The 20379-nt window shown below is 58.6% G+C and carries 18 protein-coding genes; 8 read left to right on the top strand and 10 right to left on the bottom strand.

Annotation, left to right across the window (positions count from 1 at the left end; all coding sequences use genetic code 11):
• The first annotated feature begins 142 nt into the window (after positions 1 to 142).
• Both ACRC4F_RS08935 and yccS read left to right on the top strand, forming a co-directional pair.
• A complete protein-coding gene (locus ACRC4F_RS08935) occupies positions 143 to 1321 on the top strand; it encodes an NAD(P)/FAD-dependent oxidoreductase (RefSeq protein WP_438658972.1) in 1179 nt (392 codons plus the stop codon).
• A 232-nt stretch (positions 1322 to 1553) separates the two neighbouring features.
• A complete protein-coding gene (yccS, locus tag ACRC4F_RS08930; protein WP_438658971.1) occupies positions 1554 to 3737 on the top strand; it encodes a YccS family putative transporter in 2184 nt (727 codons plus the stop codon).
• A gap of 50 nt (positions 3738 to 3787) precedes the next feature.
• On the opposite strand, the gene ACRC4F_RS08925 is transcribed toward yccS, so the two are convergent.
• On the bottom strand, positions 3788 to 4525 hold the full coding sequence (locus ACRC4F_RS08925; protein ID WP_438658970.1) for a substrate-binding periplasmic protein: 738 nt from the start codon (positions 4523 to 4525) through the stop codon (positions 3788 to 3790).
• A 258-nt stretch (positions 4526 to 4783) separates the two neighbouring features.
• Between ACRC4F_RS08925 and ACRC4F_RS08920 the strand changes: the two genes are divergently transcribed.
• On the top strand, positions 4784 to 5236 hold the full coding sequence (locus tag ACRC4F_RS08920; protein WP_438658969.1) for a GNAT family N-acetyltransferase: 453 nt from the start codon (positions 4784 to 4786) through the stop codon (positions 5234 to 5236).
• A 123-nt stretch (positions 5237 to 5359) separates the two neighbouring features.
• On the opposite strand, the gene ACRC4F_RS08915 is transcribed toward ACRC4F_RS08920, so the two are convergent.
• Genes ACRC4F_RS08915 through ACRC4F_RS08905 form a run of 3 tightly spaced genes read right to left on the bottom strand, consistent with a single transcriptional unit; the run spans position 5360 to position 8338 of the window.
• Entirely contained in the window at positions 5360 to 5656 is a 297-nt protein-coding gene (locus ACRC4F_RS08915; protein WP_438658968.1) for a winged helix-turn-helix domain-containing protein, read from the bottom strand.
• Positions 5657 to 5676: 20 nt separating this feature from the next.
• A complete protein-coding gene (locus ACRC4F_RS08910; RefSeq protein WP_438658967.1) occupies positions 5677 to 6168 on the bottom strand; it encodes a M48 metallopeptidase family protein in 492 nt (163 codons plus the stop codon).
• A 46-nt stretch (positions 6169 to 6214) separates the two neighbouring features.
• Positions 6215 to 8338: a putative bifunctional diguanylate cyclase/phosphodiesterase gene (locus ACRC4F_RS08905; RefSeq protein ID WP_438658966.1), complete on the bottom strand. Its 2124-nt coding sequence runs from the start codon at positions 8336 to 8338 to the stop codon at positions 6215 to 6217.
• 323 nt (positions 8339 to 8661) lie between these two features.
• Here ACRC4F_RS08905 and ACRC4F_RS08900 point away from each other — a divergent pair, with 323 nt between their 5' ends.
• The 3 genes from ACRC4F_RS08900 (at position 8662) to ACRC4F_RS08890 (ending at position 10833) form a co-directional block, all read left to right on the top strand.
• The gene (locus ACRC4F_RS08900; RefSeq protein ID WP_438658965.1) at positions 8662 to 9330 is read left to right on the top strand and encodes a polysaccharide lyase family 7 protein; all 669 of its coding nucleotides are present in this window, start codon (positions 8662 to 8664) and stop codon (positions 9328 to 9330) included.
• 724 nt (positions 9331 to 10054) lie between these two features.
• Entirely contained in the window at positions 10055 to 10348 is a 294-nt protein-coding gene (locus tag ACRC4F_RS08895; protein WP_438658964.1) for a fructose-bisphosphate aldolase, read from the top strand.
• A gap of 191 nt (positions 10349 to 10539) precedes the next feature.
• Complete coding sequence (locus ACRC4F_RS08890; protein ID WP_438658963.1) at positions 10540 to 10833, top strand: hypothetical protein; 294 nt, start codon at positions 10540 to 10542, stop codon at positions 10831 to 10833.
• Positions 10834 to 11550: 717 nt separating this feature from the next.
• Here ACRC4F_RS08890 and fba read toward each other — a convergent pair.
• The 6 genes from fba to tkt all read right to left on the bottom strand — a co-directional run bounded on the left by fba (position 11551) and on the right by tkt (position 17885).
• Positions 11551 to 12615: a class II fructose-bisphosphate aldolase gene (gene fba / locus ACRC4F_RS08885; protein ID WP_046045276.1), complete on the bottom strand. Its 1065-nt coding sequence runs from the start codon at positions 12613 to 12615 to the stop codon at positions 11551 to 11553.
• A 248-nt stretch (positions 12616 to 12863) separates the two neighbouring features.
• Entirely contained in the window at positions 12864 to 13196 is a 333-nt protein-coding gene (locus ACRC4F_RS08880; RefSeq protein ID WP_438658962.1) for an MliC family protein, read from the bottom strand.
• A 56-nt stretch (positions 13197 to 13252) separates the two neighbouring features.
• A complete protein-coding gene (locus tag ACRC4F_RS08875; protein WP_010466937.1) occupies positions 13253 to 13474 on the bottom strand; it encodes a hypothetical protein in 222 nt (73 codons plus the stop codon).
• Positions 13475 to 13508: 34 nt separating this feature from the next.
• The gene (locus ACRC4F_RS08870; RefSeq protein WP_150633739.1) at positions 13509 to 14672 is read right to left on the bottom strand and encodes a phosphoglycerate kinase; all 1164 of its coding nucleotides are present in this window, start codon (positions 14670 to 14672) and stop codon (positions 13509 to 13511) included.
• Positions 14673 to 14684: 12 nt separating this feature from the next.
• Positions 14685 to 15737: an erythrose-4-phosphate dehydrogenase gene (gene epd / locus ACRC4F_RS08865; protein ID WP_438658961.1), complete on the bottom strand. Its 1053-nt coding sequence runs from the start codon at positions 15735 to 15737 to the stop codon at positions 14685 to 14687.
• A gap of 150 nt (positions 15738 to 15887) precedes the next feature.
• Positions 15888 to 17885: a transketolase gene (gene tkt, locus ACRC4F_RS08860; RefSeq protein ID WP_438658960.1), complete on the bottom strand. Its 1998-nt coding sequence runs from the start codon at positions 17883 to 17885 to the stop codon at positions 15888 to 15890.
• A gap of 260 nt (positions 17886 to 18145) precedes the next feature.
• On the opposite strand from tkt, the gene ACRC4F_RS08855 reads away from it, so the two are divergent.
• Both ACRC4F_RS08855 and metK read left to right on the top strand, forming a co-directional pair.
• Complete coding sequence (locus ACRC4F_RS08855) at positions 18146 to 19141, top strand: ArsR/SmtB family transcription factor (protein WP_438658959.1); 996 nt, start codon at positions 18146 to 18148, stop codon at positions 19139 to 19141.
• Between the two features lie 18 nt (positions 19142 to 19159).
• Complete coding sequence (gene metK, locus ACRC4F_RS08850) at positions 19160 to 20350, top strand: methionine adenosyltransferase (protein WP_010466931.1); 1191 nt, start codon at positions 19160 to 19162, stop codon at positions 20348 to 20350.
• Positions 20351 to 20379: the final 29 nt, after the last annotated feature.

Below are 20379 nucleotides of genomic sequence, written 5' to 3'. Positions count from 1 at the left end.
ACGCCGCGGCCCCTGTGGGAGCTGGCCTGCCAGCGATGGCATCAACTCGGTCTGACTGGTAAACCGATTCGATGCCATCGCCGGCAGGCCAGCTCCCACATTTGATTGCATTCCAGATCAGCTCTTGTGTGAGGACACCGTTTTGCGCTCTACCGAAGTCGTGATCATTGGCGCTGGCGCCGCAGGGTTGATGTGTGCGCTGACTGCCGCCGGGCGTGGGCGCAAGGTGATGTTGCTCGACCATGCGAACAAGGCCGGCAAGAAAATCCTGATGTCGGGCGGTGGTCGCTGCAATTTCACCAACATGTACACCGAACCTGGCAATTTTCTCTCGCAGAACGAACACTTCTGCAAATCCGCACTGGCGCGCTACACCCAGTGGGATTTCATCGGCATGGTCGCCAAGCACGGCGTGCCGTACCACGAGAAGAAACTCGGCCAGCTGTTCTGCGATAACAAATCCAGCGACATCCTGGAGATGCTGCTCAACGAGTGCGATCAGGTCGGCGTGAGCTTGCACTTGGACACCTCTATCCAGACCATCGAAAAGCTGGAAAGCGGTTACTTGCTGGAGACGACGCTCGGTCAGTTGACCTGCGAATCCCTGGTGATCGCCACCGGCGGTCTTTCGATCCCGACCTTGGGCGCCACCGGTTTTGGTTATCAGGTCGCCAGGCAATTCGGTCACGACTTGCTGCCGACCCGCGCCGGCCTGGTGCCGTTCACCATTACCGATCAGCTCAAGGAGCTTTGCACCGAGCTGTCCGGTACGTCGGTGGATTGCCTGGTGAACTGCAACGACCAGAGTTTCCGCGAGAACATCCTCTTCACCCACCGCGGCCTCAGCGGTCCGGCGATTTTGCAGATTTCCTCGTTCTGGGAATCCGGCGACACGGTGGAGATCAACCTGATGCCGGACCACGACGCGCCGAGCTGGCTGCAACAGCAGCAAGCCGAACGCCCGAACAGCGAGTTGAAAACCCTGCTGGGGGAAATCTTCACCAAAAAGATGGCCAACTTGCTGGCAGACAACTGGTTCGTCTCCAAACCCATGAAGCAGTACACCCACGCGGAAATCGCCGACATCGCCGAGAAACTGGCGAGCTGGAAAGTGGTTCCCGCAGGCACCGAAGGCTATCGCACCGCGGAAGTGACCTTGGGTGGCGTTGATACTCACGAAGTGTCGTCCAAGACCATGGAATCGTTGAAAAGCCCTGGCTTGTATTTCATCGGTGAAGTGCTCGATGTCACCGGACACTTGGGCGGCTTCAACTTCCAGTGGGCCTGGTCCTCGGGCTACGCCGCCGCGCAATACGTCTGATACACCGCGTTATCGTTCTTCGCCAGCAAGCCGGCTCCTACAGGTTTTGCGTTCGCCACAAAATCCGGGCATGACGCAAACCCTGTAGGAGCCGGCTTGCTGGCGAAGGCGTCCTGGCAGACGACATGGAACTTAAGGAACAGATTTTGCTGTCAGATGTGTTCGGCGCCATTGCGTCGGCGTCATTACTGGCTCAATTTAGCGGCATTGCCTCGGAAGGCCTTCGCACTTCATGTCATCGACCTCTTTTCGTCAGTCTCTGCGCCGTCTCTGGGCGCTGGATAAATTCAGCTACAGCGTGCGGGTGTTCATCGCCCTGACCGGCACTATGGCCGTCTGTTGGTATCAGGATGAAATGGGGCTGCTGATCCCGTTGTTCCTGGGGATTATCGCCAGCGCTCTCGCCGAGACTGACGACAGTTGGCAGGGCCGTCTCAACGCGCTGGCCGTGACGCTGGTGTGTTTTCTGGTCGCCGCGCTATCGGTCGAACTGCTGTTCCCTTATCCCGTCTTTTTCATCATCGCCTTCGCCCTGGCCGCCTTCTGCCTGACCATGCTCGGCGCCCTCGGCGAGCGCTATGGTGCGATTGCCTCGGCCACATTGATTCTGTCGGTCTACACCATGATCGGCGTGGACCAGCGCGGCGGCGCGGTCACCGATTTCTGGCACGAACCGGTGCTGCTGGTGGCCGGTGCAGCGTGGTACGGCTTGCTGTCGGTGCTGTGGCAGGCGATGTTTTCCAACCAGCCGGTGCAGCAGAGCCTGGCGCGGTTATTCCGTGAGCTGGGTTATTACCTGAAACTCAAGGCGTCGCTGTTCGAGCCGATCCGGCAGATGGACGTGGAAGCGCGCCGACTGGAACTGGCCCAGCAAAACGGTCGGGTGGTGGCGGCTCTCAATGCGGCCAAAGAAATCATCCTTCACCGGGTCGGCAACGGTCGACCGGGCTCGAAAGTCAGCCGTTACCTCAAGCTGTACTTCCTCGCCCAGGACATCCACGAGCGCGCCAGCTCTTCGCACTACCCTTACAACGCGCTGGCCGAGGCGTTCTTCCACAGCGACGTGCTGTTCCGCTGTCAGCGCCTGTTGCGTCAACAAGGCAAAGCCTGCCGGGCGCTGGCGGAATCGATCCAGATGCGCCAGCCGTTCCTCTATGACGCCAGCTTTGCCGAAGCGTTGAGCGACCTGCACGCCTCCATCGAACACCTGCGCACCCAAAGCAATCCGGCCTGGCGCGGTTTACTGCGTTCTTTGCGCGCACTGGCGGCCAACCTCGGCACACTCGACCGCTTGCTCAGCGACGCCAGCAACCCCGACGCCCTGGCCGATGCCACCGACAGCAGCCTGCTCGACCGCTCGCCACGCAACCTCAAGGATGTGTGGATTCGCTTGCGCACGCAGCTGACGCCGACGTCGCTGCTGTTCCGTCATGCACTGCGCCTGCCCCTCGCCTTGAGCATCGGCTACGGCATGGTGCATTTGATTCACCCGTCGCAGGGTTACTGGATCATCCTCACCACGCTGTTTGTCTGCCAACCGAACTACGGCGCCACCCGGCGCAAACTCGGGCAGCGGATCATCGGCACCGCGATCGGCCTGACGGTGGCGTGGGCGCTGTTCGATCTGTTCCCCAATCCGCTGGTCCAGTCGTGTTTCGCGATCGCCGCCGGAGTAGTGTTCTTTATCAACCGCACCACCCGCTACACCTTGGCCACCGCCGCGATCACCCTGATGGTGCTGTTCTGCTTCAACCAGGTCGGGGATGGTTATGGGCTGTTCCTGCCGCGGTTGTTCGATACCTTGCTCGGCAGCCTGATCGCCGGCTTGGCGGTGTTCCTGTTCCTGCCGGACTGGCAGGGCCGACGCCTGAACAAAGTGCTGGCGAACACCCTGACCTGCAACAGCATTTACCTGCGCCAGATCATGCAGCAATACGCCGCCGGCAAAAGCGACGACCTGGCGTATCGCCTCGCCCGACGCAACGCCCACAACGCCGACGCTGCACTGTCGACAACGCTGGCCAACATGCTCATGGAGCCGGGGCATTTCCGGAAGGAAGCGGATGTCGGGTTTCGATTCCTGGTGCTGTCGCACACTTTGCTCAGCTATTTGTCGGGACTGGGTGCACACCGTGAAACCCAACTGCCGCCGGACGTGCGCGAGCATTTAATCGACGGCGCGGGCGTGAGCCTGGCGGCCAGCATCGACGAGATCGCCCAAGGGCTGGCGAGCAAGCAGCCGATTGCGATTCAGAGCGACGAGGAAGAGGCGCTGGCCAATACGCTTGAGCAGATGCCGGATGAAATCGATGAAGGGCAGCGGTTGGTGCAGACGCAGTTGGCGTTGATCTGCCGGCAGTTGGGGCCGTTGCGGACGTTGGCGGCGCATCTCATCAAGGACACCAGCGAGGCCTGAGGTTTGTGTTGGCTGGGCGGCGCTCCGACGATGGGGCCATCAGCCGCACCTCACATCCCATGCTGCTTCATCAACCGCTCATAACTCCCATCCGCCTTCATCTCCGCAATCTCACGGTCGAAACTGGCGACGATTTGCTCATGCTGCGGATTCTTCAGGCTGACCAGTATGTGCAGGCTGTTCTCGCTCAACGCCTTGGGCAGGAACTCCACGGCATTGCGCACCTTGGAGGATTCCCGAGCCAGGTAATAACGGGCGACGTATTCGTCTTCCAGCGTCAACTTGACCCGATCAGCCGCGACCATTCGAACGGCCATGGCGAAGTTATGCACAGGGACTTTTTGCAGCGACACGTCATCGTCGAAATCCGGTGAGTAGGCATAACCTCGCACCACCGCGATCGGATAAGTGTGCAATTGCTGCAGATTGCTGAACTCGATCGGCGCGTCCTTGCGCTTGAGAAAGCGCACACGATTGAGCAGATACTCCCCAGAAAACTGCCCCAGTTTCGTGCGTTCGTCGGTGTACCAGGCGTTGACCAGCACGTCGTAACGTCCTTCGCCAACGCCGAGCAACGCTCGCGCCCAAGGCACCTGTTCGAAATCACTGGCATAACCGGCCCGGGCCAGCGCGGTGCTGACAATGTCGGTGGCCAAGCCCCCGTTGACCAGCGTGGCGTCGGTAAACGGTGGCCAGGCGTCGGCGACCAGACGCAGCTTTTCCGCTGCCGCGCTCTGTGTCAGCAACAGCAATCCAATCAAAGCAAACGCTCGATGCAATCGCGGCATGCTAGAAAATCCTTAGCGGGCGGGCTGCCCGGCGTATTTTTCTGCCAAAACTCCAAGACACATGTACCGACTAGCCAGGTACTCAACATTAGCTCATTGGAGCCACTGCACAGCGCTTCATCGCAGATTACACAAAGAAGACAGCGCCGCGCGAAATGAATGATGGCATTTTGGCCTTTGTCACAGATTTCTCCGCCATAAAGACATATTTCGCCGGGACGCTTAGTATCGGAACGACGTTGCTCAAGGAAAGTGAAGATGACAATCGATTGGGTCTGCAAACACCACAGCGATCTGGGAAAAGAGCAGCTGTACGCCATTCTGCAATTGCGGGCTGAGGTGTTCGTTGTCGAACAGAGATGCGCCTATCAGGATGTCGATGGCCAGGATCTGGACGGTGACACCTGCCATTTGATGGCGTGGGACGGGGATCGGCTGGTGGCCTATCTGCGCCTGCTCGACCCGGAAACCCAAGGCGGCGACGTGGTGATCGGGCGGGTGATTATTGCGCCCGGGGCGCGTGGCGCCGGGCTTGGGCATGAATTGATGGCCCAGGCGTTGAAACAGGCCGGGAAGCGTTGGCCCGAGGTGCCGATCTATCTTTCGGCGCAATCACATTTGCAGGGTTATTACGGGCGGTACGGGTTTGTCGTGACGGGTGAGGAGTTTCTGGAGGATGACATTCCGCATATCGGGATGCGTCGCCCTTGAGGCCCTCATCGCGAGCAGGCACGCTCCCACAGGGTTTGGGGTCGGCCCGGACTTAGTGGTCGACACAGATCCACTGTGGGAGCGAGCCTGCTCGCGATGGCGTCAGTCGTATCACCGCAGAACTCAGGGATATTCCAACACCGCTTTAACCTGCCGCAAATTGCGCTCGATCCACCCCCGATCAATCGCCCCCCACTCGCGAATCCGATAACGCCCCGCATGGTTGCGCGCGCCCTCTTCCTGCTCGAACTCGCAAATAATGTCCAGGTCCGCCAGTGCCGCAATCGTGTCCTGTGCCGTGCGCCGGGGCATGCCGGTCACTTCAGTCAGCGCCGGGACGCTGCTCGCCAGGCCACTGTCGATGAGGTACGCCACGTATAAACGGCGGTAGAAACTGCTCTTTGTCTTGCTCACATCCACCTGTGCGCTCCTTGATCTTCTTACTGCATATCCCGCCACGTCAGGTACACCCGCAAATCAAACTCCACCTGGTGATACCCCGGCAACATGTGTTCGCAGAGTTTATAGAACGCCTTGTTGTGATCCGATTCCTTGAAGTGCGCCAGCTCGTGCACCACGATCATTTTCAGAAACTCGGAAGGCGCTTCCTTGAACAACGAGGCGACGCGGATTTCTTTCTTGGACTTGAGCTTGCCGCCCTGGACCCGCGAGATCGTGGTGTGCAGGCCAAGGGCACGATGGGTCAGGTCCAGGCGGTTGTCGAACAACACTTTGTCGATGGCCGGCGCGTTACGCAGGTATTCCTGCTTGAGGTCCAGGGCAAAGGTGTACAGCGCCTTGTCACTCTGCACCGCGTGTTTTTCCGGATAGCGCTTGGTCAGGTAGTCGCCCAGCCGACCTTCGGCGATCAGCTGGCGCACCTGGTCCTGCAACGCAGCGGGATAGGCCTGGAGGTATTTCAACGCGGTCATTAGCGGCGGCAACACGAATCACGAAAAGGTCGCCAGTGTAGCGAATTCAGCGGGTCAGCGCGCTCCAGTCAAACGGCGCCACAAAGTCACCGGCGTCCTCGGCCATCATCGGCCGCCCCACCAGAAAACCTTGCACGTACTGGCAACCATTGGCCTGCAGCCATTCATATTGCTTGACGGTTTCAACCCCTTCGGCAATCACCAGCATCCCGTATTGCTTGCACAGGTCGATCACATTGCGCACCAGCGCCGCATCCCGTTCAGACTCCGGCAACCGGGCGATCAGATGCCGATCGAGCTTGAGCGTGTCCAGCTCCAGGTCGCGCAGATGAGACAGCGAGCACGGCCCGGAACCGAAGTCATCCAGCGCTACCCGCACCCCTAGATTGCGCAGCAGGCGCAGCGTCTTGCGGGTTTCCTCGGGGTTTTGCATCAACGCTTCTTCCGTCACTTCGACTTCCAGATAACGCGGTTGCAAGCCGTGACGTTCCAGCACCTGGCGCAATTCAGTGACCAGGTTGGGCATGCCGAACTGTGTGCTGCTCAAGCTCACGCCCAGCACCAGATCTTCAGCAAACAAGGTTTCCCAGGCTTTGCGCTGGCCGGCGCCGCGATGGTAGATCCAGCTGCCCAGACGACTAATCAGTCGCGCTTCCTCCAGCAATGGCAAAAACAGCCCCGGCGGTACGTCGCCGACGCTCGGGTGCTGCCAGCGTAATAGCGCTTCAAAACCACGAATCTGCCCGCCGTCAATCGCCACCTGTGGTTGATACACGAGGTTGAAATCGCGGTTCTCAATGGCCGTTCGCACGCTCTCTTCGAGCATCAGCCGCGAGCGCGCGCGCCCATTCATGTCGTGATCGTAGAAACGGTATTGCTGTCGGCCGGCACGTTTGGCTTCGTACATCGCAATGTCCGACGCACGCAGCAATCCATCGAGATTGGAACCGCAATCCGGGTAAGTGGCGATGCCGATGCTGGCGCCCAAGGCGATATCCAGACCATCAATCTGCTGACAGATCGACACCCGCTCAATGAGTTTCTCGGCAATCTTTGCCGCTTGCTCCGGGAACTCCAGATCCAGCAGCGCCGTGAACTCGTCGCCGCCCATGCGCGCCAGTATGTCGAAGGGCCGCAGACAGGCCTTCAATTGCTCGGACACCCAGCGCAGCACCCGGTCGCCGGCATCGTGACCGAGGGAGTCGTTGACGCGCTTGAAGCCGTCGAGGTCCAGGTACAACAGCACCCAGGCGCTGTCGGTGCGCTCGCCGCGCAACAGCAGATTTTCAACCGTCTGGTAAAAGCCGCGACGGTTAAGCAGCCCGGTCAGGGGATCCGTCACTGCCTGGAATTCCAGTTGCTGATGCAGATGGCGCACCACCGACATGTCCAGCACCGTCACCACCATCGCGTGCTGTTCACTGGGCAACGGCGCGCACGACAGCGCCACCGGCACTTGCTGGCCGGGCGCAGTTCGTAGCAGCGCGTCGTGCAGGCGCAGGGTTTCGCCGCGTTTGTAACCGCTTAAAAGCTCAGAATCGATCCAGACCGGGATATGCGGCTTTTGCAGGAAATCCAGAAACTCCCTGCCTTGCAGGTCTTGCACCGTGGCATTGAGCAGTCGCGACATCGCCGGGTTGGCAAAGCGGATCAGACCGTCCTCACCCACCACCAGGATGCCTTCGGCGGCGTTGTCCAGCACCGAGGCATTGAATGCGCGAGCGACCTCCAGGTCGTGGCTCAGGCGCTGCAACGCACGACGATTACGCTGATGCTCGAGCAACGCCTGAACCTTGGGCTTGAGAATTTGCGGGTCGAACGGCTTGAACAGGTAATCGACCGCTCCGCTGGCGTAGCCCTTGATCACGGCGTCCTGGGACTGTTCGTTGGCGGTCAGGAAAATTATCGGTGTGAGACGGGTTCGCTGACTGCCGCGCATCAGGCGCGCGACTTCAAAACCGTCCATGCCGGGCATCTGCACATCCAGCAGCACCAGGTCGACATCGTGTTCAAGCAAAAGACTGAGGGCTTCAAAGCCGGAAGCCGCGGTAATCACCTGCCAATCCTGGCGCTGGAGCAACGCGCGCATGCTGATCAGGTTTTCAGGGTAATCATCAACGATTAACAGGATCGAGCTGCCTTCGGCTGGCGTGGGTTGCGCGCATTCCATGCTGCTTCTCTTATTCGGGGCGTCAGGCCGGTTTCTCGTGAAAACCGGACAAATACTGAGACTTCACTCTAGACCGGGATCCGCAAAAGCAGAAGCTGTCAGTGCGCCATCATTTAACCATCACGTACATTTGCCGACTAACGGTCGCTTCTACAGCCCCCTGAAACCGGGAAAGATGGCCTTTTAACAGGATTTTGACGCCATCCGCTTGTCATTTACGCATTAACAAATTGAACTTCTGCGCTTATAAGGACTGCCCCCAAGGCGCGTGCCAGAGCTTCTGGCACGTGCGTGCAGTAAAAAATTCGTGGAAGCTTTTGTCTATGATCGATCTCGCAACCTGGAACCTCAGTGTTCCTGTCGGCAACCCGCCTTACACCGTTGACACCCCCAAACTGGTGAAAGGCTTCAAGGATCAATACTTCCACTCCGACACCGGCACCCTGTTTTTCTGGTCACCGGTCACCGGCTCCAAAACAGCAAATGCAAAGTACCCACGCACCGAGCTGCGCGAAACCTACAGCAACGGCACCCTGAAAAACTGGCTCTACCCGGACGCCGACAACTCCCTGCGCGCCACCCTCGCGGTCAACCAGGTGCCGAGCTCAGGCAAAATCGTCATCGGCCAGATCCACGCCTATGAAAGCCAGAAACCCATGGTGAAACTCGAGTATCAGTACAAGACCAGTACGCAGTCGGGCAACATCGTCGCCAAGGTGCGAATGCGCCCGGATGACGGCGAAGGTCGAGTCATCACGATTGCCACCGGGGTGAAACTTGACCGGGAGTTTTCCTACCTCATCCACCTGAGTCCTGGCGGAGCGCTGGGCATCAGTGCGGCGGGCTACCAGTGGGACACCGACATCAGCGCGACATGGCGCGACAAGCCGTTGTACTTCAAGGCTGGGGTTTATGTGCAAGACCATACGGGGTACACCAGTGAAGGCGGGAAAGTGACGTTCAGCAAGCTGGATATTGATCACGATAAGTAATCCCCCACCGCGATCGTTCCCACGTCAAGGCGTCGAACCGTCCGCGTGGTAACGCATCCCGGGACGCTAACACCACACCCCCTGTAGCAGCTGCCGAGCAACGCGAGGCTGCGTCCGAGGACGAAGTCCTCGCAAGCCCGATGAACCCGGTCTACCTGAATAAATGCGTTGCCTGATTTACGACTGCTGCGTCCGAACGCGGCCCGAGCCGAACGCAGCCTCGCAAGCTCGACAGCTGCTACAAACCAATCATCTAAGAATCTGAAAATCTCGTAGGACGCCTCTGACCGTGGCGAAGGAGCTTGCTCGCGCTGGACGGCGAAGCATCCCAAAATCCTGCCGTCAATTTCTGATGACTCCCCACAGCGCCCTGTTTTATTGCGGTTACGCCGTAAACCATAACCACCCCACCTAACTAAAAGGCCAGATAGGCGTCCTACAGGTCGGTTGCGGGAGCCTGAATTGCTGCCTAAAGTTGGCCTGTCGCTGACACCGTTGGCGATAGGGTTTCGCAGCCCTAACGATACGTGTAGTAACCTAGCGCCTCGAAAAAGACGGGCGCCTCAGCACTCGTCATCCTTTTTTATGGTGGCTGTGTGTGGGAGACCTTCGGGTCTGCCGGGTTCCTCGTATCCTCGGTCTGCGAACCCGCACACAGCTACCACCCAATTCGTTTCGCAGCGAACGGTCGTAGCTCTTCTTTTAGATTCGAGGAGCTTTACATATGACAATGAACAATCCGCCCCGCCGCTTCACTCCAATGTCCCAATTCGCCACCAACTACCCCGTCCTGCTCATCGACAGCGACGCCCCGCTACGCGAACTCCACAACTGCGTCAGCGAACGCCTCAATGCCGTCCTCAAATACCTGAATCTCATGGCCTGCACCAGCCTGCCGGACTATGCAGAACACGACATCAACACCGTCACGAACATTGCCCGGATCATGGTGCAAGACATTGCCGATGTGTTTGGGGTGATTGAGCAGCGTGGGTTCGATACGAATAAAGCCCAATAGTCAATTTTCAGGCGATAGAAACCCGCAGTTATGCGGGTTTTTTATTCGTACCGTTAATTTCACTCGCCAGTAAAGTTTGTTTTCTAATAGCAAAACAATATTAACAACTGTCAACTCTTACAGGTGACCGCACTCATCCTTCAACCTACCCTCATCAAGGCACCCCAAAAAAACGCAGGGAGAGCACGCGCATGACAATCTCAATAGATATGAGCCGTACAGGTAATTATGCTGACGGCGAATATACCGTCACAGGAAGTACCGAAAGACAAACCACTGTATATCTACATGAGGCGGGTAGAGGTGGGGAGTACGCAAGAGTCTTTACCAGAAATGGGGATTTTGCTTTTACAATAAATGGCTTGCCGGGTGATCAGCATAGCCTTGCCATACGCACGAGCGGTGATAACGGCCAGACATTCTCACAATGGTTTCAATTATTAAATCTGACCGTAGCCTACTCAGAAAAAGGCCAACAAGGATGAGTTATTCAAAGAGGCATTTGACAAAGGGGACAAAGGGGACACCCATTAGCCTTGATTTGAGACCGGCTAATGGGTGCACCCTTTTATTTACCTTCTAATTATTGACGGGTAATCCTTTGAAGAGGGGGCGATAAAATCCGCCCCCTTTCTTTCTCTTCTTCCAGTTAGCTACTTCCACTATCGCAAAAAAGTAATAAAAACTGTCAACTATTACAGGTACGTAAACAAGACTCGCCACCTATCCCTCTCCACGCAACAGGAAAAAGTGGAACAGTGGAACAGTGGAACAGTGGAACAGTGGAACAGTGGAACAGTGGAAATAACTCTGCCTTCTTTCCGCTACCAGCCTCATTAACTTGTAATGGAATACTTAAAATGACTATTAAAGAAATATCTGAATATACCCTCGGGGAATTAGTCAACTTAGAACTCGAGAATGACACAACGCTACAGGGAGAGATAGTATCCATTGAGAAACAGCCAGGCATTCTTAGTATCAAGATTGCTGATGGAAGCGTTAAGAATGTTAACCATAGCACTATAAAGTCGAGCTACCCTGTAATGTCCTCCAAATCAGGCATGTCCGGCTTCTATGGGTCAAGAGAGCCTGGTGAAGGTCCAAGCCGCAAACCGCGCTAAAGGCGACAGTTTTATTTATCCCACCAAAAAACCCGCCTCTCGGCGGGTTTTTTATTAACGCTATTCAAACACTAAGGCTTAGTTAACCTTAGCGTTCAACTCACCCTTCAAATACCGCTGGTACATCGCTTCCAACGAGATCGGCTTGATCTTCGAAGCATTACCCGCAGTACCAAACGCTTCGTAACGAGCGATACATACGTCACGCATCGCAGTAACAGTCGCACCAAAGAACTTACGCGGATCAAACTCGCTAGGATTGGTAGCCATCAAACGACGCATCGCACCCGTCGAAGCCAAACGCAGGTCGGTATCAATGTTGACCTTGCGCACGCCGTGCTTGATGCCTTCAACGATTTCTTCAACCGGCACGCCGTAGGTTTCTTTGATGTCGCCGCCGTACTGGTTGATGATCGCCAGCCAGTCTTGCGGAACCGAAGACGAACCGTGCATGACCAGGTGGGTGTTCGGAATGCGTTTGTGGATTTCTTTGATGCGGTCGATGGCCAGCACGTCGCCGGTCGGTGGCTTGGTGAATTTGTAGGCGCCGTGGCTGGTGCCGATGGCGATGGCCAGGGCGTCGACCTGAGTGCGTTTGACGAAGTCAGCGGCTTCTTCCGGGTCGGTCAGCATTTGGCTGTGATCCAGAACGCCTTCAGCGCCGATACCGTCTTCTTCACCGGCCATGCCGGTTTCCAGCGAACCCAGGCAGCCCAGCTCGCCTTCTACCGATACGCCGCAGGCGTGAGCCAGGGCTACAGTTTGTTGGGTGACGCGGATGTTGTAGTCGTAGTCGGTCGGGGTCTTGCCGTCTTCGCCCAGGGAACCGTCCATCATCACCGAGCTGAAGCCCAGCTGGATGGAGCGCTGGCAGACGTCAGGGCTGGTGCCGTGGTCCTGGTGCATGCACACCGGGATGTGCGGGAATTCTTCGATGGCGGCCAGGATCAGGTGACGCAGGAACGGTGCGCCGGCGTATTTGCGAGCACCGGCCGAAGCCTGGACGATCACCGGGGAGTCAGTCTTGTCAGCGGCTTCCATGATGGCGCGCATCTGCTCAAGGTTGTTGACGTTGAAGGCTGGAACGCCGTAGCCGAACTCGGCTGCGTGGTCCAGCATCTGGCGCATGCTGATAAGTGCCATTGTGTGTGTCTCTCCCGGTTTGGGTCGTTAATCGTGCCAGCCTGCCGTAGCGGCGGCGGCTATTCAAGTTATTGCAGATCGGGGGTTGGCCCGGGCTGCGAATTCGGTGTTGCCAGAATCTGGATATTGCACAAAACCCTGTGGGAGCGAGCTTGCTCGCGATGAGGGCCAGGCTGCCAACAGTTTGATGACTGTCAGACCGCTATCGCGAGCAAGCTCGCTCCCACATTAGGTCCGTGGTGTGTCAATTACTGCGCCTTACAACCGCGGCCAATCAAATCATTGGTGGCAACCCAGTAAACCAGGCCTTCCTCACCTTTTACGTGAAACGCCAGCATGTCGTTGCTGTACAGCGAACCTTCGGCGCCCGGCTCAAGCTTCAAGCGGTAGACCTGATCGGCCCCGCCGAGGCGCACGTCGACTTCCTTGCGGCTGTCATCGACGTAGCGCCAGAGCACTTTGGCCTGGCTGTCGCAAGTCCAGGTGGTCCAGTTGTCCGTGGATTCGGCAGGCTTGAACAGGTTGAAATTCGAGCAACCGGCCAGCAATGCCAACGCCGTAACGGCGATAAAACCTTTCATCCATGTTCCTCGACTGACGGCGAACGCCGCCAGCCCTGAGTAAAGTGTCAGACCCGTCAAGGGCAACCATGTTCCTTGGCCGGTGTCTGGGTCTCGTATTTCTCCAGGCCGTCAGGCCCGGAACGCTTGTTGATCACGGGGTTGGTTTCCGCTTGCCAGTCGGCCTGATAGCAGCCTTTCTCTACCGACTGCGGTGCAGGTTCCGGCTTGGCTTTTGGGTTACTCCCGCAAGCCACCAGCATACCCGCAGCGATCAACAGCGCTAACGGCTTGACCATGAGAACACTCCTTTGCGTGGTCAAATGGACGACCTCAGGCCTTGGCCCGGCTTTCCAGGACTTCAACGGCTGGCAACACCTTGCCTTCCACGAACTCGAGGAACGCGCCGCCGCCGGTAGAAATGTAGGAGATCTGATCGGCAACGCCATATTTATCGATGGCAGCCAGGGTGTCGCCGCCGCCCGCGATGGAGAACGCCGAGCTTTCTGCGATCGCCTGGGCCAGCACTTTGGTGCCGTTGCCGAACTGGTCAAATTCGAACACGCCGACCGGGCCGTTCCACAGGATGGTCTTGGACGACTTCAGCAGTTCAGCGAAATTCGCTGCGGTCTGCGGGCCGATGTCCAGGATCATGTCGTCGGCGGCCACGTCAGCAATCAGCTTGACGGTCGCGGTGGCGCTTTCAGCGAATTCCTTGGCAACCACGACGTCGACCGGCAGCGGCACGCTGACCTTGGCAGCGATTTCGCGAGCGGTGTCCAGCAGGTCCGGTTCGTACAGGGACTTGCCGACCGGGTGACCGGCAGCGGCCAGGAAGGTGTTGGCGATGCCGCCGCCGACGATCAGCTGGTTGCAGATCTGGCTCAGGCTGTTCAGCACGTCGAGTTTGGTCGACACCTTGGAGCCGGCAACGATGGCCGCCATCGGCTGGGCTGGCGCGCCGAGGGCTTTGCCCAGTGCGTCCAGTTCAGCAGCCAGCAGCGGGCCAGCGGCGGCGACTTTGGCGAACTTGGCCACGCCGTGGGTCGAGCCCTCGGCACGGTGAGCGGTGCCGAAGGCGTCCATTACGAAAACGTCGCACAGGGCGGCGTATTGCTGGGCCAGTTCGTCAGCGTTCTTTTTCTCGCCTTTGTTGAAGCGCACGTTTTCGAACAGGACGATGTCGCCGGCTTTGACGTCGACACCGCCCAGGTAGTCGGCGACCAGCGGCACTTCACGGCCCAGGGCCTTGCTCAGGTAGTCAGCGACTGGCTTGAGGCTGTTCTCGGCCGAGAACTCGCCTTCGGTCGGACGGCCAAGGTGCGAGCAGACCATCACGGCCGCGCCTTTTTCCAGGGCCAGCTTGATGGTCGGCAGCGAAGCCAGGATTCGCGCATCGCTGGTGACAACACCGTCCTTGACTGGGACGTTGAGGTCTTCGCGGATCAGTACGCGCTTACCTTGCAGATCGAGGTCGGTCATCTTCAACACGGTCATGGGTCGCATTTCCTACTGTTTTGGAGAGGCAGCTGCTTGCAGATAGTGTTCTGCAACGTCCAGCATTCGGTTGGCAAAACCCCATTCGTTGTCGAACCAGGCCAGGATGTTCACCAGCCGTGGGCCGGAAACTCGGGTCTGACTGGCATCGACGATGGCCGAATGTGGGTCATGGTTGAAATCACAGCTTGCGTGAGGCAACTCGGTGTAGGCCAGCAGGCCTTTGAGCGGGCCGCTGGTGGCGGCCTCGCGCAAAATCCGGTTGACCTCGGTGGCGTCGGTGTCGCTGACGGTCTGCATCGTAATGTCGAGGCAAGACACGTTCACCGTCGGCACCCGCACGGCTTTGGCCTGAATTCGCCCGGCAAGTTCCGGCAACAGGCGTTCGATACCACGCGCCAGACCAGTGGACACCGGAATCACCGACTGGAACGCCGAACGCGTGCGGCGCAGGTCTTCGTGATGATAGGCGTCGATCACGGGCTGATCGTTCATGGCCGAGTGAATGGTGGTGATCGACACGTATTCCAGACCAATGGCCTGATCCAGCAGGCGCAACAGCGGCACGCCGCAGTTGGTGGTGCAGGACGCATTGGACACCAGCAACTCGTCGCCGGTCAGGCAATCCTGGTTCACGCCGTAGACGATGGTGGCGTCGACATCCGCCTCGCTGGCCATCGGCTGGGAAAACAGCACACGCGGTGCGCCGGCGTCGAGGAACCGCTGGCCATCGGCACGCGTGTGGTAAGCGCCGGAGCACTCCAGCACCAGATCGACGCCCAGGGACGCCCAATCGATGCCTTCGGGGGTGGCACTGCGCAGGACCTTCACGCAGTTGCCTTGAATATGCAGACAATCGTCCTCAACCCGCACTTCGCCGGGAAAACGCCCGTGAGTGGAGTCGAAGCGTGTCAGGTATTCGATGCTGGCCATGTCAGCCAGATCGTTGATCGCGACAATTTCAAACCCGGCCTTTTCGCCTCGCTCAAACAACGCACGCAAGACGCAACGACCAATCCGGCCGTAGCCGTTGAGTGCAACTTTGTAAGGACGCGGTTGAGGCATGGGGTTCTCGATTACCGTGGTGAATCCGTTAGTGCAGCATCGCCTGCGCCACCGCTATCGCGAGCAGGCTCGCTCCCACAGGAAAAGGCATTCCAATGTGGGAGCGAGCCTGCTCGCGATGACGTCAGTTCAGGCAACACCTTTTCTGGATCAGTCTTCCAGCAGCTCTTCAGCCTGACCCAGGATGTTTTCCAGGGTAAAGCCGAACTCTTCGAACAAGGCTGGCGCAGGCGCTGATTCGCCGAAGGTGGTCATGCCGATCACGCGGCCTTCCAGGCCCACGTACTTGTACCAAAAGTCCGCGTGAGCGGCTTCGATAGCGATACGGGCGCTGACCTGCAACGGCAGAACTGCTTGCTTGTAGCCGGCGTCCTGAGCATCGAACACGCTGGTGCAAGGCATCGAAACAACGCGCACTTTGCGACCTTGTTCGGTCAGCTTGTCGTAAGCCTGAACCGCCAGGCCCACTTCCGAACCGGTGGAGATCAGGATCAGCTCAGGCTCGCCTTCGCAGTCCTTCAACACGTAACCGCCACGGGCGATGTCGGCGATCTGCAGCGCGCTGCGTTCCTGATGCTGCAGGTTCTGACGCGAGAAGATCAGCGCCGAAGGGCCGTCCTTGCGCTCGATCGCCTCTTTCCAGCAAACGGCCGATTCAACGGCATCGGCTGGACGCCAGGTGTCGAGGTTCGGTGTGCTGCGCAGGCTGGTCAGTTGCTCGATCGGCTGGTGAGTCGGGCCGTCTTCGCCCAGACCGATGGAGTCGTGGGTGTAGACGAACACCACGCGCTTCTTCATCAGCGAAGCCATGCGCACCGCGTTGCGGGCGTATTCCATGAACATCAGGAAGGTCGCGCCGTAAGGCACCAGGCCGCCGTGCAAAGCCACGCCGTTCATGATTGCGCTCATGCCGAATTCGCGGACGCCGTAGTACATGTAGTTGCCGCTGGCGTCTTCAGCCGAAACACCTTTGCAACCTTTCCACAGGGTCAGGTTGGAACCGGCCAGGTCAGCGGAGCCGCCGAGCAGTTCAGGCAACAGCGGGCCGTAGGCATTCAGTGCGTTCTGGCTGGCTTTACGGCTGGCGATGGTTTCGCCCTTGGCCGCGACTTCAGCAATATAAGCCGAGGCTTTTTCCGCGAAGTCTTCCGGCAGATCGCCGCCCAGGCGACGGACCAGTTCGTTGGCCAGCTCTGGGAAAGCAGCGGAGTAGGCAGCGAAACGCTGATCCCACTCGGCTTCGGCCGCGCGGCCGGCTTCCTTGGCGTCCCACTCGGCATAGATGTCAGCCGGGATTTCGAACGGACCGTGGTTCCATTTCAGTGCAGCGCGGGTCAGCGCGATTTCCGCATCACCCAGCGGGGCGCCGTGGCAGTCTTCTTTACCTTGCTTGTTCGGCGAACCGAAACCGATGGTGGTCTTACAGCAGATCAGGGTTGGCTGATCGCTTTTACGCGCGGTCTCGATGGCGGTCTTGATCTCTTCCGGGTCGTGACCGTCGACGTTGCGGATCACCTGCCAGTTGTAGGCTTCGAAACGCTTCGGGGTGTCGTCGGTGAACCAGCCTTCGACTTCGCCGTCGATGGAGATGCCGTTGTCATCGTAGAAGGCGATCAGTTTGCCCAGGCCCAACGTACCGGCCAGGGAGCCGACTTCGTGGGAAATGCCTTCCATCATGCAGCCATCACCCAGGAACACGTAGGTGTGGTGGTCGACAACGTTGTGGCCAGGACGGTTGAACTGCGCCGCCAGGACTTTTTCAGCCAGGGCGAAACCTACGGCGTTGGCCAGGCCTTGGCCCAGTGGACCGGTGGTGGTTTCAACGCCTGGGGTGTAACCGAATTCCGGGTGACCCGGGGTACGGCTGTGCAGTTGGCGGAAGCTTTTCAGGTCATCGATCGACAGGTCGTAGCCGGTCAGGTGCAGCAGCGAGTAGATCAACATCGAGCCGTGACCGTTGGACAGCACGAAGCGGTCACGGTCGGCGAACGATGGATTGCTCGGGTTGTGCTTCAGGTAGTCACGCCAAAGTACCTCGGCGATATCCGCCATACCCATAGGGGCACCGGGATGGCCGCTGTTGGCTTTTTGCACGGCATCCATGCTGAGGGCACGAATGGCGTTGGCACGCTCACGACGGCTGGGCATCGCTGATCTCCTGGGGGCTGAATAAAACGAAACGGAAAAAAGGCGAGCATTTTCCCTCACCGGGCCGCCTCGGGGCAATGACAGATAGTCATCTGGAGGCGTTTTTCCAATTGTTAACGGCGGTTTCGACTGATGAAACCTTTCCGCAGTTCGTTTGTTGACTGAACCTAACGCCGAGAAGTGCCATCCATCGAGCAATATCAAAACTTTTTGATATTGCTCTTGCGGTGATTTCTGAGCGTCACTAGACTGCTGGCCTTATGAATTTACGCGTGCCTTCCATTCAACATGACGATTGCGATGAGCTGGCGGCCCTGTGCAAGGCCGGCGGCGATCCTCTGCGGCTGAATGTATTGCGCGCGCTGGCCAACGATTCGTTTGGCGTACTGGAACTGGCGCAGATCTTCGGTATTGGTCAGTCCGGCATGAGTCACCACCTCAAGGTATTAGCCCAGGCCGAACTGGTGGCGACCCGCCGTGAAGGCAACGCGATTTTCTACCGTCGCGCCCTGCCCCACACTGATCTGCTGGGTGGCAAGCTGCACGCCGCGTTGCTCGAAGAAGTGGACAACCTGACCCTGCCGACCGATGTGCAATCACGGATCGCTCAGGTCCACGGGCAACGAGCCGCCGCCAGTCAGGACTTTTTCTCACGGGTCGCGGAGAAATTTCGTGCCCAGCAAGACTTGATCGCCGGCCTGCCGCAATACCGCGAAAGCGTGGTGGCCTTGCTCGACAAGCTGAGTTTCAGTGACGGCGCGACGGCCATCGAAGTCGGCCCCGGCGACGGTGAATTTCTGCCGGAACTGGCGCGCCGCTTCACCCAGGTGACGGCGCTGGACAACAGCCCGGCGATGCTCGAACTGGCGCGTCAGGTCTGCGAACGTGAAACGCTGGCTAACGTCAGCCTGCAACTGGCCGATGCATTGAATGGCGTCAGCCTTCAGGCCGATTGCGTAGTACTTAACATGGTGCTGCATCATTTCGCCGCACCGGCCGAAGCACTCAAGCACATGGCCGATTTGCTGCAACCGGGCGGTAGCCTGCTCGTGACAGAGTTATGTAGCCACAACCAGAGTTGGGCCAGGGAGGCCTGCGGTGATCTGTGGTTGGGGTTTGAACAGGACGATTTGGCCCGTTGGGCCACCGCTGCGGGACTCGTTCCCGGGGAAAGCCTCTATGTAGGCTTACGTAATGGTTTCCAGATCCAGGTCCGCCATTTTCAGCGACCGGCTGGCGACACTCACCATCGGTAAATTCAGGAAAAAATCGAGATGAGCGAATACTCCCTCTTCACCTCCGAGTCCGTGTCCGAAGGGCATCCAGACAAAATCGCCGACCAGATTTCCGATGCGGTGCTGGACGCCATCATTGCTGAAGACAAGTTCGCCCGCGTAGCGTGCGAGACGCTGGTCAAAACCGGCGTGGCAATCATTGCAGGTGAAGTCACCACATCGGCCTGGGTCGATCTGGAAGAAATCGTGCGTAACGTCATTCTGGACATCGGCTACAACAGCTCCGATGTCGGCTTTGACGGTGCCACTTGCGGCGTGATGAACATCATCGGCAAGCAGTCCCCTGACATCAACCAGGGTGTCGACCGTGCCAAGCCTGAAGATCAGGGCGCCGGCGACCAGGGCCTGATGTTCGGCTACGCCAGCAACGAAACCGACGTGCTGATGCCAGCACCGATCACCTTCTCGCACCAGCTGGTGCAGCGCCAGGCTGAAGCCCGTAAATCCGGCCTGTTGCCTTGGCTGCGCCCGGACGCCAAGTCGCAAGTGACTTGCCGTTACGAAGGCGGCAAGGTTGTCGGTATCGACGCTGTTGTTCTGTCGACCCAGCACAACCCTGAAGTGTCGTACAAAGACCTGCGCGAAGGCGTGATGGAGCTGATCGTCAAGCACGTGCTGCCTGCCGAACTGCTGACCAAAGACACCCAGTTCCACATCAACCCGACTGGCCAGTTCATCATCGGCGGCCCGGTGGGCGACTGCGGTCTGACCGGTCGCAAGATCATCGTCGACAGCTACGGCGGCATGGCCCGTCACGGCGGCGGCGCGTTCTCCGGTAAAGATCCATCGAAGGTTGACCGTTCGGCCGCCTACGCCGGTCGTTACGTGGCCAAGAACATCGTCGCTGCCGGCCTGGCCGAGCGTTGCGAGATTCAGGTTTCCTACGCGATCGGTGTTGCGCAGCCGACTTCGATCTCGTTGAACACCTTCGGTACCGGCAAGATCAGCGACGACAAGATCGTCAAACTGGTTCGCGAAATTTTCGACCTGCGTCCCTACGCGATCACCACCATGCTCGACCTGCTGCACCCGATGTACCAGGAAACCGCTGCGTACGGCCACTTCGGTCGTACCCCGGCAACCAAGACTGTGGGCGAAGATACTTTCACCACCTTCACCTGGGAAAAGACCGACCGCGCCGACGACCTGCGTACTGCAGCCGGCCTGTAAGACTTTCCTGGCGGTACCAAAAGCCCCGC

This window comes from Pseudomonas sp., assembly GCF_051660785.1.
GTDB lineage: Bacteria > Pseudomonadota > Gammaproteobacteria > Pseudomonadales > Pseudomonadaceae > Aquipseudomonas.
This window is presented reverse-complemented; position numbering and strand designations above follow the sequence as displayed.

Bases quoted from the DNA above. Each gene is read 5' to 3' on its own strand.
- ACRC4F_RS08910 (WP_438658967.1), bottom strand. From the start codon at position 6,168: ATGACCGCGTTGAAATACCTCCAGGCCTATCCCGCTGCGTTGCAGGAC.
- ACRC4F_RS08925 (WP_438658970.1), bottom strand. From the start codon at position 4,525: ATGCCGCGATTGCATCGAGCGTTTGCTTTGATTGGATTGCTGTTGCTG.
- epd (WP_438658961.1), bottom strand. From the start codon at position 15,737: ATGCCTCAACCGCGTCCTTACAAAGTTGCACTCAACGGCTACGGCCGG.
- ACRC4F_RS08905 (WP_438658966.1), bottom strand. From the start codon at position 8,338: ATGGAATGCGCGCAACCCACGCCAGCCGAAGGCAGCTCGATCCTGTTA.
- ACRC4F_RS08895 (WP_438658964.1), top strand. From the start codon at position 10,055: ATGACAATGAACAATCCGCCCCGCCGCTTCACTCCAATGTCCCAATTC.
- ACRC4F_RS08875 (WP_010466937.1), bottom strand. From the start codon at position 13,474: ATGGTCAAGCCGTTAGCGCTGTTGATCGCTGCGGGTATGCTGGTGGCT.
- metK (WP_010466931.1), top strand. From the start codon at position 19,160: ATGAGCGAATACTCCCTCTTCACCTCCGAGTCCGTGTCCGAAGGGCAT.
- yccS (WP_438658971.1), top strand. From the start codon at position 1,554: ATGTCATCGACCTCTTTTCGTCAGTCTCTGCGCCGTCTCTGGGCGCTG.
- fba (WP_046045276.1), bottom strand. From the start codon at position 12,615: ATGGCACTTATCAGCATGCGCCAGATGCTGGACCACGCAGCCGAGTTC.
- ACRC4F_RS08920 (WP_438658969.1), top strand. From the start codon at position 4,784: ATGACAATCGATTGGGTCTGCAAACACCACAGCGATCTGGGAAAAGAG.
- ACRC4F_RS08880 (WP_438658962.1), bottom strand. From the start codon at position 13,196: ATGAAAGGTTTTATCGCCGTTACGGCGTTGGCATTGCTGGCCGGTTGC.
- ACRC4F_RS08900 (WP_438658965.1), top strand. From the start codon at position 8,662: ATGATCGATCTCGCAACCTGGAACCTCAGTGTTCCTGTCGGCAACCCG.
- ACRC4F_RS08870 (WP_150633739.1), bottom strand. From the start codon at position 14,672: ATGACCGTGTTGAAGATGACCGACCTCGATCTGCAAGGTAAGCGCGTA.
- tkt (WP_438658960.1), bottom strand. From the start codon at position 17,885: ATGCCCAGCCGTCGTGAGCGTGCCAACGCCATTCGTGCCCTCAGCATG.
- ACRC4F_RS08855 (WP_438658959.1), top strand. From the start codon at position 18,146: ATGAATTTACGCGTGCCTTCCATTCAACATGACGATTGCGATGAGCTG.
- ACRC4F_RS08890 (WP_438658963.1), top strand. From the start codon at position 10,540: ATGACAATCTCAATAGATATGAGCCGTACAGGTAATTATGCTGACGGC.